Annotated in this window: 17 protein-coding genes; 9 read left to right on the top strand and 8 right to left on the bottom strand. The window is 63.8% G+C overall.

Features of this window, described 5'->3' with window-relative positions; genetic code table 11:
• Nucleotides 1–101: 101 nt before the first annotated feature.
• The 3 genes from LK12_RS11940 to LK12_RS11950 are packed head-to-tail and all read left to right on the top strand — an operon-like array spanning nucleotide 102 to nucleotide 3,267.
• Nucleotides 102–2,015, top strand: a complete 1,914-nt coding sequence (locus LK12_RS11940) for a TadE/TadG family type IV pilus assembly protein (RefSeq protein ID WP_082010470.1) — start codon at nucleotides 102–104, stop codon at nucleotides 2,013–2,015.
• Nucleotides 2,015–2,605 (top strand): TadE/TadG family type IV pilus assembly protein, encoded by a 591-nt coding sequence (locus tag LK12_RS11945; RefSeq protein WP_052223351.1) that lies wholly within the window; start codon nucleotides 2,015–2,017, stop codon nucleotides 2,603–2,605. Before LK12_RS11940 ends, LK12_RS11945 begins: the two co-directional genes overlap by 1 nt.
• The gene (locus tag LK12_RS11950) at nucleotides 2,602–3,267 is read left to right on the top strand and encodes a TadE/TadG family type IV pilus assembly protein (RefSeq protein ID WP_052223352.1); all 666 of its coding nucleotides are present in this window, start codon (nucleotides 2,602–2,604) and stop codon (nucleotides 3,265–3,267) included. Before LK12_RS11945 ends, LK12_RS11950 begins: the two co-directional genes overlap by 4 nt.
• A 44-nt stretch (nucleotides 3,268–3,311) precedes the next feature.
• Here the strand turns inward: LK12_RS11950 and LK12_RS11955 are convergent, their stop codons facing one another.
• From LK12_RS11955 to LK12_RS11990, 8 genes are all read right to left on the bottom strand, one after another.
• Nucleotides 3,312–4,703, bottom strand: coding sequence for a pyruvate dehydrogenase complex E1 component subunit beta (locus LK12_RS11955; protein ID WP_039283912.1), 1,392 nt, complete (start codon nucleotides 4,701–4,703; stop codon nucleotides 3,312–3,314).
• Nucleotides 4,703–5,788 (bottom strand): pyruvate dehydrogenase (acetyl-transferring) E1 component subunit alpha, encoded by a 1,086-nt coding sequence (gene pdhA / locus LK12_RS11960; RefSeq protein WP_039283915.1) that lies wholly within the window; start codon nucleotides 5,786–5,788, stop codon nucleotides 4,703–4,705. The genes LK12_RS11955 and pdhA overlap by 1 nt, the downstream gene beginning before the upstream one ends.
• 134 nt (nucleotides 5,789–5,922) lie before the next feature.
• Nucleotides 5,923–6,234, bottom strand: coding sequence for an FtsB family cell division protein (locus tag LK12_RS11965; protein WP_039283917.1), 312 nt, complete (start codon nucleotides 6,232–6,234; stop codon nucleotides 5,923–5,925).
• A 161-nt stretch (nucleotides 6,235–6,395) separates the two neighbouring features.
• Nucleotides 6,396–7,898 carry an efflux transporter outer membrane subunit gene (locus LK12_RS11970; protein ID WP_039283920.1) on the bottom strand — a complete coding sequence of 501 codons (1,503 nt, stop codon included), beginning with the start codon at nucleotides 7,896–7,898 and terminating at the stop codon, nucleotides 6,396–6,398.
• A 20-nt stretch (nucleotides 7,899–7,918) separates the two neighbouring features.
• On the bottom strand, nucleotides 7,919–9,031 hold the full coding sequence (locus LK12_RS11975) for an ABC transporter permease (protein WP_039283922.1): 1,113 nt from the start codon (nucleotides 9,029–9,031) through the stop codon (nucleotides 7,919–7,921).
• A gap of 4 nt (nucleotides 9,032–9,035) precedes the next feature.
• Nucleotides 9,036–10,166: an ABC transporter permease gene (locus LK12_RS11980; protein WP_039283925.1), complete on the bottom strand. Its 1,131-nt coding sequence runs from the start codon at nucleotides 10,164–10,166 to the stop codon at nucleotides 9,036–9,038.
• Nucleotides 10,163–11,938: an ATP-binding cassette domain-containing protein gene (locus LK12_RS11985; RefSeq protein WP_039283928.1), complete on the bottom strand. Its 1,776-nt coding sequence runs from the start codon at nucleotides 11,936–11,938 to the stop codon at nucleotides 10,163–10,165. The genes LK12_RS11980 and LK12_RS11985 overlap by 4 nt, the downstream gene beginning before the upstream one ends.
• A complete protein-coding gene (locus tag LK12_RS11990) occupies nucleotides 11,935–12,936 on the bottom strand; it encodes an HlyD family efflux transporter periplasmic adaptor subunit (protein ID WP_039283931.1) in 1,002 nt (333 codons plus the stop codon). Before LK12_RS11990 ends, LK12_RS11985 begins: the two co-directional genes overlap by 4 nt.
• A 102-nt stretch (nucleotides 12,937–13,038) precedes the next feature.
• On the opposite strand from LK12_RS11990, the gene LK12_RS11995 reads away from it, so the two are divergent.
• The 6 genes from LK12_RS11995 (at nucleotide 13,039) to LK12_RS12020 (ending at nucleotide 19,323) form a co-directional block, all read left to right on the top strand.
• Entirely contained in the window at nucleotides 13,039–13,713 is a 675-nt protein-coding gene (locus tag LK12_RS11995; RefSeq protein ID WP_039283933.1) for a TetR/AcrR family transcriptional regulator, read from the top strand.
• 58 nt (nucleotides 13,714–13,771) lie between these two features.
• Nucleotides 13,772–15,649 (top strand): ABC-F family ATP-binding cassette domain-containing protein, encoded by a 1,878-nt coding sequence (locus LK12_RS12000; RefSeq protein ID WP_039283935.1) that lies wholly within the window; start codon nucleotides 13,772–13,774, stop codon nucleotides 15,647–15,649.
• Between the two features lie 58 nt (nucleotides 15,650–15,707).
• Nucleotides 15,708–16,481, top strand: coding sequence for a DUF2334 domain-containing protein (locus tag LK12_RS12005; RefSeq protein ID WP_231568335.1), 774 nt, complete (start codon nucleotides 15,708–15,710; stop codon nucleotides 16,479–16,481).
• A gap of 148 nt (nucleotides 16,482–16,629) precedes the next feature.
• The gene (locus LK12_RS12010) at nucleotides 16,630–17,820 is read left to right on the top strand and encodes a glycosyltransferase (protein ID WP_039283941.1); all 1,191 of its coding nucleotides are present in this window, start codon (nucleotides 16,630–16,632) and stop codon (nucleotides 17,818–17,820) included.
• A 46-nt stretch (nucleotides 17,821–17,866) separates the two neighbouring features.
• Nucleotides 17,867–18,787 (top strand): hypothetical protein, encoded by a 921-nt coding sequence (locus tag LK12_RS12015; RefSeq protein ID WP_156135491.1) that lies wholly within the window; start codon nucleotides 17,867–17,869, stop codon nucleotides 18,785–18,787.
• Entirely contained in the window at nucleotides 18,787–19,323 is a 537-nt protein-coding gene (locus LK12_RS12020; protein WP_039283944.1) for a DUF2141 domain-containing protein, read from the top strand. The genes LK12_RS12015 and LK12_RS12020 overlap by 1 nt, the downstream gene beginning before the upstream one ends.
• The last annotated feature ends 2 nt before the right edge of the window (nucleotides 19,324–19,325 follow it).

The raw sequence follows: 19,325 nt of genomic DNA on the forward strand, positions 1-19,325 counted from the left end.
CGAAGCGCCGGATTTGGCAGCTGTTAACCATGTCTTTTTGCCGATCCCTTACGCGCCCCCGTTTAAATGCAATCGTCGATCAACGCGGAAATTGACCCGGCATGACGAATAGAGGCAATGGGCGTATGCTGGGTTTTGCAATCGTGCAGCGGCTGCTGCGCGACCGAGCCGGCAACACCTTCATGATTGTTGCGGCGGCGATTGCCCCCCTGCTCGCTCTGGTGGGCGGCGGCATCGACATGGGCCGTACCTATATTTCCGAGACGCGGCTGCAGCAGGCTTGCGATGCCGGCGTGCTGGCGGCGCGAAAGGCTCTGGGCTCGCAGGTTGTCACCACCGGCGCGGTGCCCGACGAAGTGTCCCTGGCGGGCAACCGCTTCTTCAACGTCAATTTTCGGTCCGGAGCATACGGGTCGACCGACCGCACGTTCACGATGACCCTGGAATCCGATTACTCGATCTCGGGCAAAGCCTCTGCCAACGTCCCCACGACCATCATGCGGGTGTTCGGCAAGAACAACGTTCCTGTTGCCGTCCAGTGCGAGGCGAAGCTCAATTTCTCCAACACCGACGTGATGATGGTGCTCGACACCACCGGGTCGATGAACCAGACCAATAGCGGCGACAGCCAGCCCAAGATCGCCGTGCTTCGGCAGGTGGTGAAGAACTTTCACACCCAGCTCGAGGCGAGCAAGAGCCCCGGCGTGCGGATTCGCTACGGCTTCGTGCCCTACTCCGCGAACGTCAACGTCGGCTATCTGCTCAAGTCGCGCTGGATGGCTGACGGCTGGGACTACGAAGGCCGGGTCTCCGTGGATACGGGCAAAGTCGAAACCGTCACCAAGTACAAGTACACCTACACGTACATGAGCGGCGCCAAGACCACGCTGGCGAGTTACTCGGCAAGCACGTGCCCCGGCGATACCGCGACGTGGGAAATGATCGCTTACGGCTCCGGGTCCGGCTACGAGGTCTGGGACACGCGGGTCAATGGTACCACGTATAGCTGCGCAAATGCGGATCCCGGTGTGACCGTGACCGGAACCAGCTACAGCAACTATGTCTACCGCACGCTCAAGCAACAGAACGGCACGGAGACGAAGCAGGTCTACAAGTGGCAGTACAAGCCCGTCACGATCGATGTCAGCGGCTTCAAGGATAGCGACCCGGACAAGCCCTATGTCGGCGGTTCCGTCTGGGTGCGCATGATGGGCGACCCGACGCCGTACCCGGATTACATGTCGGCCACCTTCAAGGGCTGTATCGAAGAACGCGCCACCTACCAGATCACCGACTATGCAAACGTCGACCTGTCAAAGGCACTCGACCTCGACATCGATCTCGTGCCCGACCCGAGCAAGCCGAATACGCAGTGGAAGCCGATACTGCACGAGATCTCCTTCCTGCGCGCATGGAAGCCCACCGGCGGCAGTTGGTCGAAAAGCCCTGTCACGACCACCGACAACTACATGCAGGCCAGCAACTACGGCCTCACGGCATGCCCTTCCCCGGCCCACAAGCTGGCCGCGATGACGAGCACCGAGATTGCCAGCTACGTCGACAACCTCAAGGCCGAGGGCAATACCTATCATGACATCGGCATGATCTGGGGCGGGCGGCTGCTTTCCCCGACGGGAATTTTCGCGGACGAGAACGCGGACATCAACGGCAGCCCCACCACCCGGCACCTCATTTTCCTGACCGACGGCGAAACCGCTCCGCTCGACCTGTCCTATGCCAGCTACGGCGTGGAACCGCTGAGCCAGCGTCGCTGGTCCTCCAGTTCGAAGTTCTCCCTTACGCAGACGGTCGAGAACCGCTTCACCTTCGCGTGCAACGAAGTGAAGAAGAAGAACATCACCGTGTGGGTGATCGGCTTCGGCACGCAGATGACCGACATGCTCAAGAACTGCGCCGGAGACGGACACTGGTTCCAGGCCGACGACGCCTCGCAGCTCAGCAAGGCCTTCGACAAGATCGCCAAGTCGATGGGCGATCTGCGGATCATCAAATGATGGAGCGTGCGAACCTCTTGGCGATCGGCGATGAGAGCGGCGCCAGTGCGGTGGAGTTCGCCCTGGTCGCGCCTGTTCTGCTGATGGCGATGATGGGCCTGTTCGATCTCGGCTACAACGTCTACACGGCGACGCTGCTCGAAGGTGCCATTCAGAAGGCCGCACGCGATTCCACGATCGAGGGATCCGTTAGCAAGACCTCGACGCTCGACGGCCGGGTCACCGACATGGTCCGCAACATCGCCCCGCAGGCGCAGCTGACCTTCAAGCGCACGGCCTATGCCTCGTTCTCCGACGTCGGCAAGCCCGAGGACTTCACCGACGTCAACAACGACGGAATGTGCGACGCGGGCGAGCCATTCGAGGATGCCAACGGCAATGGCGTGTGGGATGCCGACCAGGGCAAGGCCGGCTCGGGCGGCGCCCGCGATGCCGTTCTCTACGAAGTCAAAGTCACCTATCCGCGTCCCTTCCCCGTCACCGCGATTTTCGGGATGAGCGCGGACTACGCGATGACTTCGCGAACGGTGCTGCGCAACCAGCCCTACAATGTCTCCGAAAAGACAGTGAAGGTTCTCAATTGCCCATGATCCGCCTGACCGCTCTCCTTTCCCGGCTGCGCAAGGACAGATCGGGCGTCGCCATCACCGAGGCGGCGCTGATCCTGCCGTTCTTCCTCGGTGCCGGCCTGTGGGGCGTCGAGCTGGCCAACTACTCGCTCACGACGATGAAGGTCGGTCAGCTCGCGGTACACGTGGCCGATAATGCCTCGCGCATCGGCGACATATCCACGCTCGAGAACCGCAAGATCTACGAAGCCGACATCAACGACCTGCTCGAGGGCGCAGCCCTCCAGGCGGGGGGCAGGATGGACCTCTACGATCACGGGCGCGTGATCGTCTCCAGCCTGGAAGTGAACGGCGATGCCAGGCAGTACATCCACTGGCAACGCTGCATGGGCACCTACAACGTCTCTTCGACCTACGGCGTCGAGGGCGACGTGCTGGACGACGGCATGGGACCCAATGGCCGCAAGGTCTATGCCCTGGACGGCGAAGCAGTGATTTTCGTCGAGCTACAGTACGAGTACCAGCCCCTGATTTCAGCATCGCTGGTCGGCAAGACGGCGATCAGGTCGATTGCGTCCTATACCGTGCGCTCCAGCCGGGACCTGTCGCAGGTCTATCAGGTCAGCTCATCCAAGCCGGACCCGCAGTATACCTGCGACAAGTTCCAGAACGCGTTTGCCTGAGCCCGGATCGAGAGCCGGCTGGTAGAACCGGCCCGGCTGCCGCGTCAGCGATAACAGACCTTCTTGACTGCCTCGACCACGCGCGTCGCGTCGATCAGCGCCGCCTTTTCAAGGTTTGCGGCATAGGGCAGCGGCACGTCCTCGTTGCAGACCCGCAGCACCGGGGCGTCTAGGTTGTCGAAGCCTTCCTCCATGCAGATCGTCGCGATCTCCGATGCGATCGAGCAGACCGGGAAGCCTTCCTCTGCCACCACGACCCGGTTGGTCTTGGCGAGACTTTCGAGCACGGCTTCCTTGTCGAGCGGACGCAGCGTGCGCAGGTCGAGCACCTCGGCATCGATCCCCTCGCCCGCAAGCGTCTCGGCCGCTTCGAGCGCGATGCCGACACCGATCGAGTACGAAACGATCGTCACGTCCTTGCCCTCGCGCATGATCCGGGCCTTGCCGATTGGCAGGACGTGATCGTCGAGCTCGGGCAGTTCGAAGTTGCGGCCGTAGACCAGCTCGTTTTCCAGGAACACGACCGGATCCTCGCAGCGGATCGCAGCCTTGAGCAGACCCTTCGCGTCGGAGGCGTCGTAGGGCGCGATGACGACCAGACCGGGCACATGGGCGTACCACGGACCGTAATTCTGCGAGTGCTGTGCACCGACGCGGGCAGCCGCGCCGTTGGGGCCTCGGAACACCACCGGGCAGCGCATCTGGCCGCCGGACATGTAGTTCGTCTTGGCCGCCGAGTTGATGATGTGGTCGATCGCCTGCATGGCGAAGTTGAACGTCATGAACTCGACGATTGGGCGCAGGCCGCCCATGGCTGCACCTGTGCCGATGCCGGCAAAACCGTATTCGGTGATCGGCGTGTCGATCACACGCTTGGGACCGAACTCTTCGAGCAGACCCTGGGTCACCTTGTAGGCGCCCTGGTACTCGGCGACTTCCTCGCCCATCACGAAAACCCGTTCGTCGCGCCGCATTTCCTCGGCCATGGCATCGCGCAGCGCTTCGCGCACCGTCGAGGTCTTCATGTTGGTGCCATGCGGGACTTCCGGGTCGCGGACCTTGGGCCGTGCATCGCTGGCAAGCTGGCCCGAACCGCCATCGGCCGGCTTTTCCTGCACCACGTCGGACTTGACCTGCTGCGCCTCGACCTTGGGCTCGGGTTCCTTCGGCGCTTCCAGCGCGGAAGCATCCTCGCCCTCGCCGGCGATCATGGCGATCACGGTGCCGACCTTCACGCCCTCGGTGCCCTCGGGAACCAGGATCTTGCCGAGCGTGCCTTCGTCGACGGCTTCGAATTCCATCGTCGCCTTGTCGGTTTCGATTTCGGCCAGGATATCGCCCGAACTGACTTCGTCGCCTTCCTTGACCAGCCACTTGGCCAGTTTGCCCTCTTCCATCGTCGGAGAGAGCGCGGGCATCTTGAGTTCGATCGCCATCAGTAGCGCTCCACCAGTACGTCGGTATAGAGTTCGGACAGTTCAGGTTCGGGCGAATTCTCAGCGAAATCTGCGGCTTCCGCCACGGTGGCGCGCACGCGCTTGTCGATATCCTTCAGGCTCGCTTCGGACACGCCCATCTCCATCAGTTCGGTCTTGGCATGTTCGATGGGATCGCGCTTTTCCCGCACCCCCTGCACTTCCTCGCGGCTGCGGTACTTGGCCGGGTCGGACATCGAGTGGCCGCGATAGCGGTAGGTGCTCAGTTCCATCAGCACCGGGCCATTTCCGCCGCGTACGTGCTCTAGCGCGATCTCGGCAGCCTTGCGCACTTCGAGGACGTCCATCCCGTCCACCTGCATGCCGGGAATGCGGAACGCCGTGCCGCGGCGGTAGAAGTGCGTCTCGGCAGAGCCGCGCTTCACCGCGGTGCCCATGGCATACTGATTGTTCTCGACCACGAAGATGATCGGCAGCTTCCACAGGCTGGCCATGTTGAAGCTTTCGTAGACCTGGCCCTGGTTGGCCGCGCCGTCGCCGAAATAGGCGAGCGTCACGCCGCCATCCTCATTGTACTTGTGCGCGAAGGCGAGGCCGGCGCCAAGCGGGACCTGGGCACCGACGATGCCGTGCCCGCCGAAGAACTTGTGCTCGACGCTGAACATATGCATCGAGCCGCCCTTGCCCTTGGAAATGCCGGAATGGCGGCCGGTCAATTCGGCCATGATGACCTTGGGGTCGATGCCGTAAGCCAGCATGTGACCGTGATCGCGATAGCCGGTTATGACCGAGTCCAGCCCGCCCTTGAGCGCGGACTGGAGGCCGACCGCAACCGCTTCCTGGCCGATGTAGAGGTGGCAGAAGCCCCCGATCAGGCCCAGACCATACAACTGGCCGGCCTTTTCCTCAAAGCGGCGGATGAGAAGCATCTGCTCGTAAAAATGCAGAAGCTCTTCCTTGCTTGCGGAATAGCGGCGATCCTCGGCGTGGGTCTGCTGCAGACTGCGAAGGGCGAAATCATCCTCCTCTCCGGGCGATCCTGCGGCGATTTCGCTGTTCTTTGCGTCACTCTTGGCTTTGGGCAACGGGTGCTCCCAATCGTTGGTGCGATCGATTCACGCGCGATATAGGCAAAGCCCCGCCAAAGCGGAAGGAGCAGGAACAGAAATTACCCCGGAGACACAAAATATTATAGGCCGTCGGCGATCAACGCGACGCATCAGGGCAGCAACATCACCATTTCGTCGGGCCGGGCAACGTTGAGATTGCTCCGCAGCAGTTCTCCGGCAAGGTCCGCATCCGCGTCCTTGGGATTGAGTAGCTGAACGCGATTCTTGAGTCGCGCGCGTTCGAGCTTGAGCTCGGCCAGCTTCGCCTGACGTTGTTCGAGAAGGCGCTGGTTCTCGCCCCAGGCGATGATCCCGCTGGGACCGGCGACCGCAAACACGCCCATGAGACACAGCACGGCAAGCGCGAGCCCCCGAAAGAGTCTTTCCTTGGCGATGCCCGGTTCGTGCCGCATGGTCCTCATGAGGTTGATAGAATCACAAGTGATTCCGCGTTGCAAGCACAATTGCTTACAGGATTCGTCCGTTCCGGCCCATGATTGCACCATTCGGCTCGTCGCATATGTGGCGCGTTAGGTGTTGATAACTCGGCCGATAGTGTTTGTCCGCGACACCACACCCGTTCTCAGGGTGCACCATCCGTGGTTGCCGGCTCTTCCTCGGGTGCATTTCCTATGGCCTTGTTCAGAGCGACAAAGCGGATACGCAGGCGACCCTCGTTCTCGGCAAGATCGCGCAGTGCCTGCAGATGCGCACGCCGGGCCTCGATGACAGGCAGGTAATTGATAGCCCCGGCCCGGTAGCGGGCTTCAATGAGGTCGCGGGTATCGGCGGTGTTGCGCGCGCGCGCCGTCAGGCGCTCGTGCTGTTGCCGGTCCGACGTGTAGCCGCTGAGCGCATCGTCTATCTCCTGCCACGCCTTCAGGACGGTGCGCTGATAATCGACTGCCGCCTCGCGCGCCTCGAGCTTGCGCAGCTTCACCACTGTGCGCCGGCGCCCGCCGTCGAACAATGGCAAGTTGATGCTGGGCCCTATCGACCACGACCGACTTGCCCAATCGAACAGGTTTTCGCTGCGGTAGGATTCCAGATTGAATCCCCCGCCCAGGCGAATGCTGGGATAGAGATCGGCAGTCGCGACACCGATTCCGGCCGTGGCAGCATGAAGTTTGGCAAGGGCCGCGCGCACGTCAGGACGGTTGATGGCGACTTGCGAGGGCATGCCCAATGACAGGTCCGGCAATTCCGACATTGCCTTGCCCCGATACGCAAGCTCGGCATCGAGTTCGCCCGGATGCTTGCCGAGCAGCACCGCGATGCGATTGATTTGCGTCGCTTCCCGGGCCTTGAGCGCCGGCAACGAGGCCTGCAGACCATTGAGCCGCGCTTCTTCCTGTCGAAGGGTGGCGTGATCATCGAGCCCCCCCTCGACCCGGGCTGCAACCAGGCCCACACGATCCTTGAGCAAGCCTATGTCGTCCTGCGCGATGGCGATTTCCCGCTGGGTCGTGCGCAAGTCGAAATAGCCGCGCGCCACTTCGCTGGTGACACTGAGGCGGGCGAGATCGAGCAGGGCCCGCTGTTGCGAGGTTCGCGCTCCGGCCTGTTCGATCGTCCGGCGTACCTTGCCCCACAAGTCCAGTTCCCAAGAGGCATCGAAACCGCCGCGATAGAGCGTGAAAGGCTGGGAAAGGAACTTCGCAAGCGTATCGCGATCCGCCCCGAGCGCGTCGAACAGGCGGGTCGAAGCGCCATACTCGCTTTGGCGGTTGCGAGTGACATCGGCACTGGCGTTGACTTGCGGCGCGCCTGCAGCGCCTGCGCCTTCCAGTTGAACACGGGCCTGGGCGTAATGCAGGGCTGCCGTCTCGATATCCGGACTGGCCGCGAGCGCCTCGCGCTCGAGTCGATCGAGGACCGCGTCATCGAACACTGTCCACCAGTCTGCGGGGATTTTCGCTTCGGCCGCGACGGGCGCGACCAGCGAGGCATCGCCGCTGCGCCAGCTCGACCAATCCTGCGGCGCAGCCGTCTTGGGCGGAGCGAAATCCGGCCCGACCGTGCAGCCAGGCAGTGAAAGCAGGGCGAGCGAAAGAGCGAGGATCGACACCTTGCTGAGAGCGGTCATGCTCGTGGTTCCTGTATTCATCATGCGAGACGGTGGCGAAACAGCCAGGCGGCCAGCGGCAGCGTCACGCCGGCCACGACCACCAGGGGCAGGAAATCGGGCGCCACATCGAGCAACCCGGCGCCTTCGAGATAGACCCGGCGCACCAGATCGACGCCAAAACGCAGCGGGTTCACGTATGTCAGCACCTGGAGCACTTCCGGCATGTTGCGCACCGGCGTAATCAACCCCGACAGCAGCGTGAGCGGCATGATCACGAGAAACGTGTAGAGCATCGCCTGCTGCATGTTGAGCGACAGTGCCGAAATCGACATGCCGATACCGACCGAGGCCCCGGTGAAACTGAACAGGCCGAGATAGAAAAGCCACAAGGAGCCCGCCATGGGGATCTCGAACCAGAAGCGGACAATCAGCAACACGATCGTCGATTGCATGACTCCCACGAGCACCGAGGGAACCGCCTTGCCGACGAGGATCTGCAGCGGCGTCAATGGTGTCACGAGCAATTGGTCGAAGGTGCCCTGCTCCCGCTCGCGTGCGACGGACAGCGCCGCCAGCAGCAGCGTCTGCAGCATGCTGAGCGTGGCGATCATGGCCGGCATGATCTGCCAGCGGGAATCGAGATTGGGATTGAACCAGGCCCTCCGCACCACGGTGACGGGGGACGCCACGCCGCGTGCCTCGTTGAACGACGTGGTGACGGCATTGACGTACCCTGCCGCGGCCCCGGCCGTGGTCGAGTTGCGGCCATCGAGAATGATCTGCACCGGCGCCCGCCTGCCCATGGCCAGGCGGTCGGCGAAATCCGTCGGGATGCTGACAACCATCAATACCCTGCCCTCCTCGATCACCTGACCGATCTGGTGCGGATTGGCGAGAGTCGCTTCGCGCCGGAAAATGCCGGTTCCCTCCAAGTGCGAGAGAAAATCCGTCGATGCCGCACTGTGGCTCTGGTCCAGCACGGCATAGGGGACGTACTTGAGGTCGAAAGTTGCGGCATAGCCGAACAGCATCGACTGGATCAGCGCCGGCCCGACAAGGATGACCCGGTTCGCCGGATCCTTGAGCAGCGCGACGATTTCCTTGCGGCAGAGCGCGATGATCTGGGCGAGGTTGGCGATGAAGCTTCCCATCGGGTCAGTCCAGCCTCTTGCGCACCGTGCGCCAGGTAAGCGCAAGCAGCAAAAGCGCATAGCCCAACATGATGGCGCAGCTTTGCGCGACCATCGTCCAGTTGGTGCCCGCCAGAAAGAGCGTCTTGATGACCCCCATGAAGTGCGTTGCCGGGACGATCTGGCTCACGATCTTCACGACCAGCGGCACGTTGCGAAGATCGAACACGAAACCGGACAGCATCAGTGCCGGCATGAAACTGGTGAGCAAAGCCATCTGGCTGGCCGCGAACTGGTTTCGCGTGATGCCGGAAATGAACAGCCCCAGCAGCAGCGAAACGATCAGATAGGCGACCGACGTCAGAAATATCGCCAGCAGCGATCCGCGTATCGGAACCTGGAACAGCACGCGCGCCGCCACGATGCAGATCGCCAAGTCGACCACGCCAACCAGCAGGTAGGGCGCGAGCTTGGCGAGCACGAGTTCAAGCGGCCGCACGGGCGTGACGAACAAGGCTTCCAGCGTGCCGCGCTCCCACTCGCGCGCGATCAGCATCGACGTGAGGAAAGCACCGACGAGGGTCATGATCAGGACAACCAGTCCGGGCACCAGGTACCACGTGCTTATGCCGGCCTCGTTGAACCAGGTCCGCTGCACGATCTCCACGCTTCCGGAGCTCCCGGGAACACCCGTCCCCCTGTCCAACCGTCGCAGCGAAACGGTGCCGAGCGCGCCGCCGACATAGGCTTCCAGGCTACGCGCCGTGGTCGAATCGATGCCGTTGAGGATGAGCTGGATGCGCGCATCGCCGCGGGCCTGGGCTTGTGCGAAGTCGATAGGGACGCGCACGATGGCATCGACCCTGCCGGACGTCAGCAGATCCTCGGCCTCGCGCATCGAGGTGGTCCTCACCGGGACGAGATACCGCGAGCCCTCGATGCCCGATACGGCTTCGCGCGCGGCGGCAGACGTGTCTTCCATCACGATGGCGACCGGCGCGTTCTTGACGTCGAAAGACAGGCCGTATCCGAACAGCAGGATCAACCCCACCGGCAGCAGGAGGCCGACCAGCAAGTTGCTGCGGTCCCGCAGCATCTGGCGCGTCTCCTTGCGGATCAACGCGATCAGGCGGGTAAGAAACGCGGAATGGTTCACGCCGCCTCCTGCGCCTGACCTTCTTCGGCCCTGGCCTTTTCGACGATGGCGATGAAGGCCTCGTTCATGTGGCCGCCCTCGAGCCCCGATTCCTCGCGGACCTGTTGCGGCGTGCCGATCGCCAGCAGGCGGCCGGCGTCCTGTATCGCAATGCGATCGCAGTATTCGGCCTCTTCCATGAAGTGCGTGGTCACGACCACTGTCACTCCGGCTTGAGCCAGAGCCGTGATGGTGCGCCAGAACGCCCGGCGCGCGAGCGGATCGATGCCGCTGGTCGGCTCGTCGAGAAACAGGATCTCCGGCTCGTGCAGCAGGCCTGCGGCCATCGCCAGACGCTGCTTGTATCCCAGCGGCAGGTTGCCGCTCTGCGCCGAAGGGTCGAGTTCGAACTGGCAGATGATCTCCTCGACGCGCTTGCGCCTGCGCGCGCCCCTCAACCCGTAGGCACCGCCGAAGAAATCGAGATTTTCATAGACCGTCAGATTGGAATAGAGCGCAAATTTCTGCGCCACGTAGCCAATGCGCGCGCGGGCCGCGGAACGCGCGGTGCGCAAGTTCACCCCGGCCACCTGCAATTCCCCGCTCGTGGCCGGAAGCAGGCCGCACAGCATCCGAAAGGTCGTCGTCTTGCCGGCGCCATTCGGCCCGAGAAGTCCGAAGATTTCGCCGCGCGCGACATCGAAACTGGTGTTTGCAACGGCCGTGAAATCGCCAAAGCGGCGAACCAGATCGCGCACGAGAATAACCGGCCCTTCCCCATGCCCGTTGGTCGGTCCGTGAATCTCCTGCGACGCCAGGGGCGGCGGGGTGGAGGCATCCTGCCCGGGCGTATCTTGCTGATGAAGCAGGAGCATGAAAGCGTCCTCCAACTCCTCCTTGCGCGGCTGCGGATCGCAATCCGGCAGCAGCGCATGCAACCGGGCCTCGTCGCTATCTGGCTGCCGGATGAAATGCACCCGTCCGCCGGCGGGAACCGCATCGACGACGAGGTCCGGCGCATCGATGAGGCGTGCCTGAAGATTGCGCGCCGGCACCCCGTCTTGCGGCGTCACGACATAAGTCAGACCCTTGGCCCGCGCCGTGAGGTCGGCAGGGGTACCCTCGGCCAGAAGGCGCCCGCCATTCAGCACGAAGACATGGTCGCAACGCCCCGCCTCGTCCATGTAGGCGGTGCTGACAATGACGCTGAGCCCTTCTTCCGCGATCAACTGCTTGATGATCTCCCAAAGATCACGGCGCGAGAGCGGGTCGACGCCCACACTGGGCTCGTCGAGCAGAAGCAAGTCGGGCACGCGCACAAGCGTGCAGGCAAGGCCCAGCTTCTGTTTCATCCCGCCGGAAAGCTTGCCTGCCGGTCTGCCGGTAAAATGGGCGAGGTCTGTCATGGCCAGCAGGCGCGAGAACCGTTCGCTGCGAACGTCCTGGGGCACACCATGCAGGTCGGCATAGAGATCGAGGTTTTCCTGGACGGAAAGGTCTTCGTAGAGGCCGAAGCGCTGGGGCATGTAGCTGATGCGGTTCTGCACCGCCTGCGGATCCTCGGCGAGATCGATCCCCAGCACGTGCAGCGATCCGTCGTCGGGCTGCAGCAGCCCCGCCATCATGCGCATCAGGGTCGTCTTGCCAGAGCCGTCCGGGCCCACGAAAGCGGCCAGAGTGCCCGGCCGGATCGTCAACGACATGTTGTCGATCGCCTCGAACGGCTTGCCGTCCGGACCATCGAACCTCTTGCTCAATCCCTCGATGACGACGCTTGGCGGCGTCTCGGTCACTTCGCGGCCCCGAGGTGAAGCGTCACCGTCACCGGCTGTCCAAGCCGCAGAACTCCTGCCTTGTCCTCCACCCGCACACGGACCTCGTAGACCAGGGCCGTTCTCAGGTCTTCGGTCTCGACGGACTTGGGCGTGAATTCGGCGACCGACGATATATAGCCGACGGTTCCGCGTATCGGCCGGTCGGGCGCGCTGTCCGTAGTCACCTGCGCGGGCATGCCCGGCTTGACGCGCCCCAGATTCTCCTCATTCACGTAGACGCGCACCCATTTGGGATCGGTCAGCGCGAGTTCGTAGACCGGCCGCTGCGGTGAAGCCATGTCGCCCACCTGAAGCAATCGCGAACGCACCACGGCGGCTTCCGGCGCCCGCAATTCGCCCTGGTCGATGCGATGGCGTGTCAGGGCCAGCGCAGCCTTTCCTGCCTCCAGCTGCGCGCGCGCTGCCGCAACGTCCTCTGCGCGCGGGCCCTTTAACGCCAGCTGCAAGGCCTCGCGCGCTTCCCGCGCCTGCGCCGTGGCGGCCTTGGCGGCGCTGGCAGCACGGTCCAGTTCCTGCCCGCTCACGCCGCGACCATCGGTCGTTTCCGCGACCTGCCTCAATCGGGCGAGATCGGCGGCCGTGCGGGCTGCATCGGCTTCTGCCGCGGCAAGGCGATCCCGGGCCTGGCGAACTTCCTCGGGTCGCGTACCGTTCTCCATGCGCAGGACGTTTTGCCGGTCGGCTGCAACCTTGGCTTGGGCTTGCCGCGCTTCCAGTGCGAGCGTGCTGGTATCGAGCACGGCCAGCAGATCGCCCTTCTCTACATGGTCGCCCTCTTCCACTTTGAGGGTCTCGATCCTGCCGCTGCCGTCGAAGGCGAGCGAGATTTGCCGCACGTCGACGTTACCGTGCAATTCGAGGGTATTCGGATTGTCGTGGCTACGCAGCAGCAACCACAGGATCACGGCAACCACGGCTATTGCCAGCACGACGAGCGCAGGAAGGCGTTTCTTCATCAATGATCGATCCCGAAACCGCGTGATGCAGGAAGAGCCGCCCGAGTCCCGGGCCTAATCTAAATTGAATTTAAATTGATAGTGCAGTAGTGTCCAGACGCAATGGAGACACCCGAAGCCACTCTCGTTCCTGCCCGGCCGATGCGCGGCTCGCGTACCGACGGCGATGCCACCAGGGCAAGGATCGTGGAAGCGGCCGGGCAACTTTTCGGCCAACAGGGTTTCGCCGAGACAACGAGCAAGGCCATAGCAGCCCGGGCCGGCGTAGACTTGGCCTCGATCAATTATCATTTCGGAACCCGCGACGGCCTCTATGCCGCCGTCCTTGCCGAAGCCCATCGCCGTCTGGTCAGCCTTGCCGAACTGGAAACGATTGTCCGCGCCGACGCTCCGGCCGAAACCAGACTGCGGCAGATCATCGAACTGATCGTCTCGCGCGCCGTGGGCAAACGCGGTTGGAACGCTCATGTGCTGGCCCGCGAACTGCTGTCCCCCTCATCCCATCTCGACGTTCTTTTCACTGAGGAAATGCCCCCCAAGTTCCGGATGGTGGCCGGTCTGCTGTCGGAGATCACCGGGATACCCGTCGGCGACCCCAGCCTCGTGCGATGCCTCATCAGCGTCGGCGCCCCCTGCGCGGTACTCTTCGTCGTCGGACGCATACCCACACCGCTGACAAACCAGCTGATGCAATTGCCCGAGAAGCTACTGGTGGACCATTTGCACACATTCGCCATGGGCGGCCTCGAAGCCATCGCCCGCGAGCGAGCAGCCTGAACGCTCACGCCCAACTCGGACTTGGGCTTTGCCGTCTCCCCTGCTAGGCGCCGCCGCCATGTTGACGATCCGAGACATCACGGTGCGCCTTGGCGGACGCACCATCCTCGACGGAGCGAGCGCCACGCTGCCGCAGGGCGGCAAGATCGGCCTGATCGGCCGCAACGGCGCCGGCAAGTCGACCCTGGTGAAGACGATCATCGGCGAACTCGAACCCGATGGCGGGGCGATCGACATCCCGCGCAGAGCCCGTCTGGGCTATATTGCGCAGGAAGCACCGAGCGGCATGCGAACGCCGTTCGAGGCGGTGCTGGAAGCGGATACGGAACGAACCGCCCTGCTCGCGGAATCCGAAACCTGCACCGATCCCCATCGTCTTGGCGACGTGCACGAGCGGCTGATTGCCATCGATGCCTATGCCGCGCCAGCCCGGGCAGCGCGCATTCTCGTCGGACTCGGCTTTGACGAGGAGATGCAGGCGCGACCGCTTGACGCGTTTTCAGGCGGATGGAAAATGCGCGTCGCCCTGGCCGCGCTGCTGTTCTCCGCACCGGACGTGCTGCTGCTCGACGAACCGTCGAACCACCTGGACCTTGAAGCGACCTTGTGGCTGGAGAGCTTCCTGCAGAACTATCCCGGCACCCTGCTGGTGATCAGCCACGAACGCGATCTGCTCAACACTGTGGTCGACCACATCCTGCACCTGCAGGCAGGCAGGCTGACACTCTATCCCGGCACGTACGACAGCTTCGAGCGACTGAGGGCGGAACGCGCCGCCCAGGCCGAAGCCGCCCGCGCCAATCAGGAAGCGCAGCGCAAGAAGCTGGCGGACTATGTCGCGCGAAATTCCGCCCGCGCCTCCACTGCCAAGCAAGCCCAGTCCCGCGCCAAGATGCTGGCAAAGATGCAGCCCATAGCGGCGATGGTCGACGATCCCTCGATGACATTCGACTTCCCCAGCCCGGATGAATTGCGTCCGCCGCTGGTGACACTCGATCGCGCGGCCGTGGGATACACCGAGGACAATCCGGTGCTGCGCCGGCTAAATCTGCGCATCGATCCGGAGGACCGCATCGCCCTGCTCGGCCGTAACGGCAATGGCAAGACCACGCTGGCACGCCTGTTGGCGCGGCAGCTCGATCCGATGGAAGGCGAAGTCAGCTTCTCGCCCAAGATCCGCATCGGCTACTTCACGCAGTATCAGGTGGAGGAGTTGCCCGCCGGTTCCACCCCGCTCGAGCTGATGACCCGTTCGATGGAAGGCAAGCCCCCGCTCGCCGTGCGCAGCCAGCTCGGCCGTTTCGGCTTTTCCGGCGAGCGTGCCACCGCCGAGACCAAGACGCTTTCCGGCGGCGAACGCGCGCGGCTGGCTTTGGCGCTGGTCACGCGCGATGCGCCGCACCTTCTCATCCTCGACGAGCCGACCAACCACCTCGACGTCGATGCCCGCGAGGCTCTGGTGCAGGCGCTCAATGCCTTCGAGGGTGCCGTCATCCTCGTCAGCCACGATCGGCACATGGTCGAATTGACGGCCGATCGGCTCGTGCTCGTCGATGGCGGCACGGCCGCGAATTACGATGGCTCGATGGAGGACTACATCGATTTCGTGCTCGGCCGGAACCAGCCCCGCGCCGAGGAAAAGCCGGGCAAGGCGGACGACAAGCCGCAACGCAAGGCGGGCGCCGTCGCGCGTGAAGAGCTCAAGGCCCTGCGCCGCAAGGTCACTGAAGCGGAAACTCGGATGAACCGCTTGCAGGAGCAACTGGGCAGGCTCGACGCCGCGCTGGTCGATCCGGCTGCCGCCACGGGCGACCTCAAGGGACTGGGGATCGGGGAAATCGGCAAGCGCCACACGCAGGTCGCTGCGGAGCTGGAAGAAGCGGAAATGGCGTGGCTCGAAGCCAGCGAGGCTCTCGAAGAGGTCATGGGCGGTTGACCTGGATGCCGGACTGAGGACGCGGGACTGTCGCGGCGTCGTCATGGACGGATCCTAGATGAACGCCATGCCCACGCCCTCCCCATCCAAGCGCCTTCTGGCATCGATCCACGATGTCGGTCCCGGCTTCGACCGTCAGGTAGAACAGCTCTGCGCCCTGCTCGACTTGCGGTTGGGCGGACCACGTTTCGCCATGCTGGTCGTACCCGATCACTGGGGACAGCACCCGTTGCGGCAAGACCGCCCATTCCAGGCCAAGCTGCGCGCGTGGTCCGATGCCGGGGTGGAAATGTTCGTGCATGGCTGGTTCCATCGCGACACAGCCGAACACAGCGGAACCGCCAGTTTCAAGGCCCGGCACATGACTGCCGGCGAAGGCGAATTTCTCGGCCTCGACGAGACGACGGCGCTTGCCCGCATGACCGACGGCAAGGCCCTTATCGAGGACATCATCGGCCGGCCGAGTGCCGGTTTCATCGCGCCGGCGTGGCTCTATGGCCAGGGCGCGCAGGCAGCTCTGGCAAAGGCCGGTTTTGCGCTGGCAGAAGACCACTGGAAGGTATGGAACCCGCGCGGTGATGCCGTTCTGGCGAAAGGTCCGGTGATTACCTGGGCAAGCCGTTCGACCGTGCGCACCGCATCTTCAATCGCTTTCGCCGCGCTGGCACGGCAAACGCTGTCGGCGCTGCGAACGGTGCGGATTGCCGTCCACCCCGGCGACGTCAGGAAGGACGCCCTGCTGTCCAGCATCGACCGGACGCTCAGGCATTTCGCGAAATCGCACCGCCCTTCCGCTTACGCAGAAATTCAGGAACCTGGGGTAGATTCATGACCGTCGCGAGGCCGCATTGCGTCGGCCCGGTGACAGCGCCCGGTGCCGTCACAAACCGGAAATCCTCGCGCCATAGAGGGCCAGCGAAATCGTAAAAATCGCCTTCTGCAAACTGCGGAATGCACATGGTGGCGGCGTCAGATCGAACATGCAGAGACCTCTCAGCATAGTGATACCCATTCACAGTCTCGATCCCGGGGGCGTGGAGCGCGTGGCGCTGGGTCTCGCCATGGAATGGAAGCAGGCCGGTCATGCGGTCACGGTGGTGCTGGGCCGATCCGGCAGCCCCAATCTCTGCTCCGCGCCGCCACTTGAGTACTGGCAGATTCCCACCCGCATGCCGACGGCATCCTGGGAAACGCCCTGGATGGTGCACAGCCTGTTCACCTACCTTCTGCGGCACCGTTGCGACGTGGTGTTCTGCCCGGGCAACACCTATGCGATCGTCGGCGCCGCGATGAAGGTGCTGCTGGGCGAACACGCGCCGCCCATGGTGCTCAAGATCAGCAACACGCTCGACCGTCCGGACATGCAACCCATTCTGCGGCGCGGCTATGAAAGCTGGCTTCGCGTGCAAGGTGCCATGTTCGATCGCCTCGTGAGCCTGTCCGAACCGATGCAACGCGAAATCTGCAAGGCCACGCTAGCGTCGATCGGGCACGTCCCGGTCATCGCCAATCCGGTAATCACGCGCAAGCGGCTGAAACACCTCGGCAGGATCGAGCGGCGGACGAACTCGGTCTGGCAGACGTCCTATCTCGCTGCCGGACGGCTCGTGCCGCAAAAGAACTTCGCCATGCTGCTGCGCGCCTTCGCGCGAGCCTCCCGCCCGCACGACACCCTCACGATTGCCGGCGAAGGCCCGGAACGCAAGGCGCTGGGCCAGCTTGCGGCCGAACTGGGCATTGCAGAGCGCGTAAGGTTTCCCGGCCACCTCGCCAGCATCGATCCCTTGCTGGCGGAAGCCGACGCCTTCGTCCTGAGTTCCGACTACGAAGGGCTGCCCGGTGTCGTCGTCGAGGCGCTGGCGGCCGGGCTACCGGTGCTGGCAACAGACTGCTGCGTCAGCATGTCGTGCCTGCTCGACGAGGGCCGCACCGGCATTCTCGTGCGCCGCGGCGATGAGGCGGCTTTTGCCGATGGCCTTGTCCGCATCCGCCGATTCCAGACCGATTCCCACCGAGCCCGAACCATTGCCGCCGGCTACGAGATGGAAAGCGCTGCCCAGCGCTATCTCGACATGATGGCGGACGTCAGGCGTTGCCACCGCAGCAAGGCGGAACGGCAGCGCAACCTGAAGCTCATGTCGCCGCGTGCCTCGCGCCATCCGCTGCATTGAACAGCCCAAGCTGCCGGAGAATTTTGTGCCCGAACCTTCTGTCGCCATGGCCTCCGAGATGCCGGCTGTCGATGTGACCTCCAGGATCGAATTGAGGCCGCAGGATCGCAACACGCACCGCGGTCGCAATGCCATCTTTTCGGTGCTGCTTTCGCTGGGCGTGATCGCCGCGGTGGTCCACGAGATGGGCGGCCTGGACGTCAGCCGCCTGCTGTCCATGGTGCCCGCCAGCCCTGCCTTCTGGCTGGTCTTTGCCGCGGCCTATCTCGTCGCGCCGGCCAGCGAATGGCTGATATTCCAGCGTCTCTGGAGCATTCCCGCCGCCGGTTTCGTCGCCCTCCTGCGCAAGAAGGTCTATAACGAACTGCTGCTGGGCTATCTGGGCGAGGCCTATTTCTACACCTGGGCGCGGCGTCGGGTCTCGCTCGACGCGGCGCCTTTCGGTGCCGTCAAGGACGTGGCCATCCTTTCCGCCATCACCGGCAATGCCGTGACCATGGTCCTGCTGGTCGTCATGCTGCCGATCCTCGGGCATACCCGGCTCGGGATCGACACGCGCACCCTCGCGCTGTCGCTGGGCGTCATCCTCGCCATCTCGATGGCCGCGATGATCTTCCGGCGGCGGGTCTTCACCTTGGCCCGCGCCGACCTGATGATGATCACGCGGATGCATCTGGCCCGCATCATCCTGTCCGCCGTGCTCTCGGCCGTCCTGTGGCACCTCGTCCTTCCCGCCGTTCCGCTGTCGTGGTGGCTATACCTGTCGACCCTGCGCCTGCTGGTCTCGCGCCTGCCGCTGATGCCCAACAAGGATCTGCTCTTCGCCGGGATCGCCGTGGTCGTGCTGGGCCATGAGCACGATATCGCCGCACTCATGACGCTGATGGCCGGCCTGATCCTGGCCACCCACCTGCTGCTGGGCAGCGTGATTGCCATCAACGACCTCGCCAATCCGGAGAAGCGTTAATGCCTGCTGCGGCAGTCCCGTTGTTATCCGCCCTCGCCCTTCCGCTTCTGGCCGCGGCGACCATCCCGTCGACGCCGGACCTTGGCAAGGCCGAAGGACAGTGCCGGCCAAACGAGCCCGGTCCGGCATTTCTCGTCACCGTGGCCGGCCTCAAGGATCACAAGGGCAACCTCAAGCTCGAGGTCTATCCGGCAAACGACGACGATTTCCTCGAAGACGACAACATCCTGATAAGCGCCGGCAAGACCTTTCGGCGGGTCGAAGTACCGGTGCCTGCCGGGACCGAGCCGCAGTTGTGCATCCGGCTGCCCGGGCCGGGAACCTATGCCGTCAGCCTGCTCCACGACCGCAACGAGAACCGCAAGTTCAACTGGACGATCGACGGGATCGGCTTTGCCGGAAACCCCCACCTCGGCTGGGGCAAGCCCAAGGCCAGCAAGGCCAGCGCCCGTGCCGGCGACGGGCTGACGCACATCACCATCGTTCTCAACTACCGCCATGGCCTGGGCGTGGCGCCGCTGCGGAAGGACCGATAATC

Source organism: Novosphingobium malaysiense (assembly GCF_000802225.1).
GTDB lineage: Bacteria > Pseudomonadota > Alphaproteobacteria > Sphingomonadales > Sphingomonadaceae > Novosphingobium > Novosphingobium malaysiense.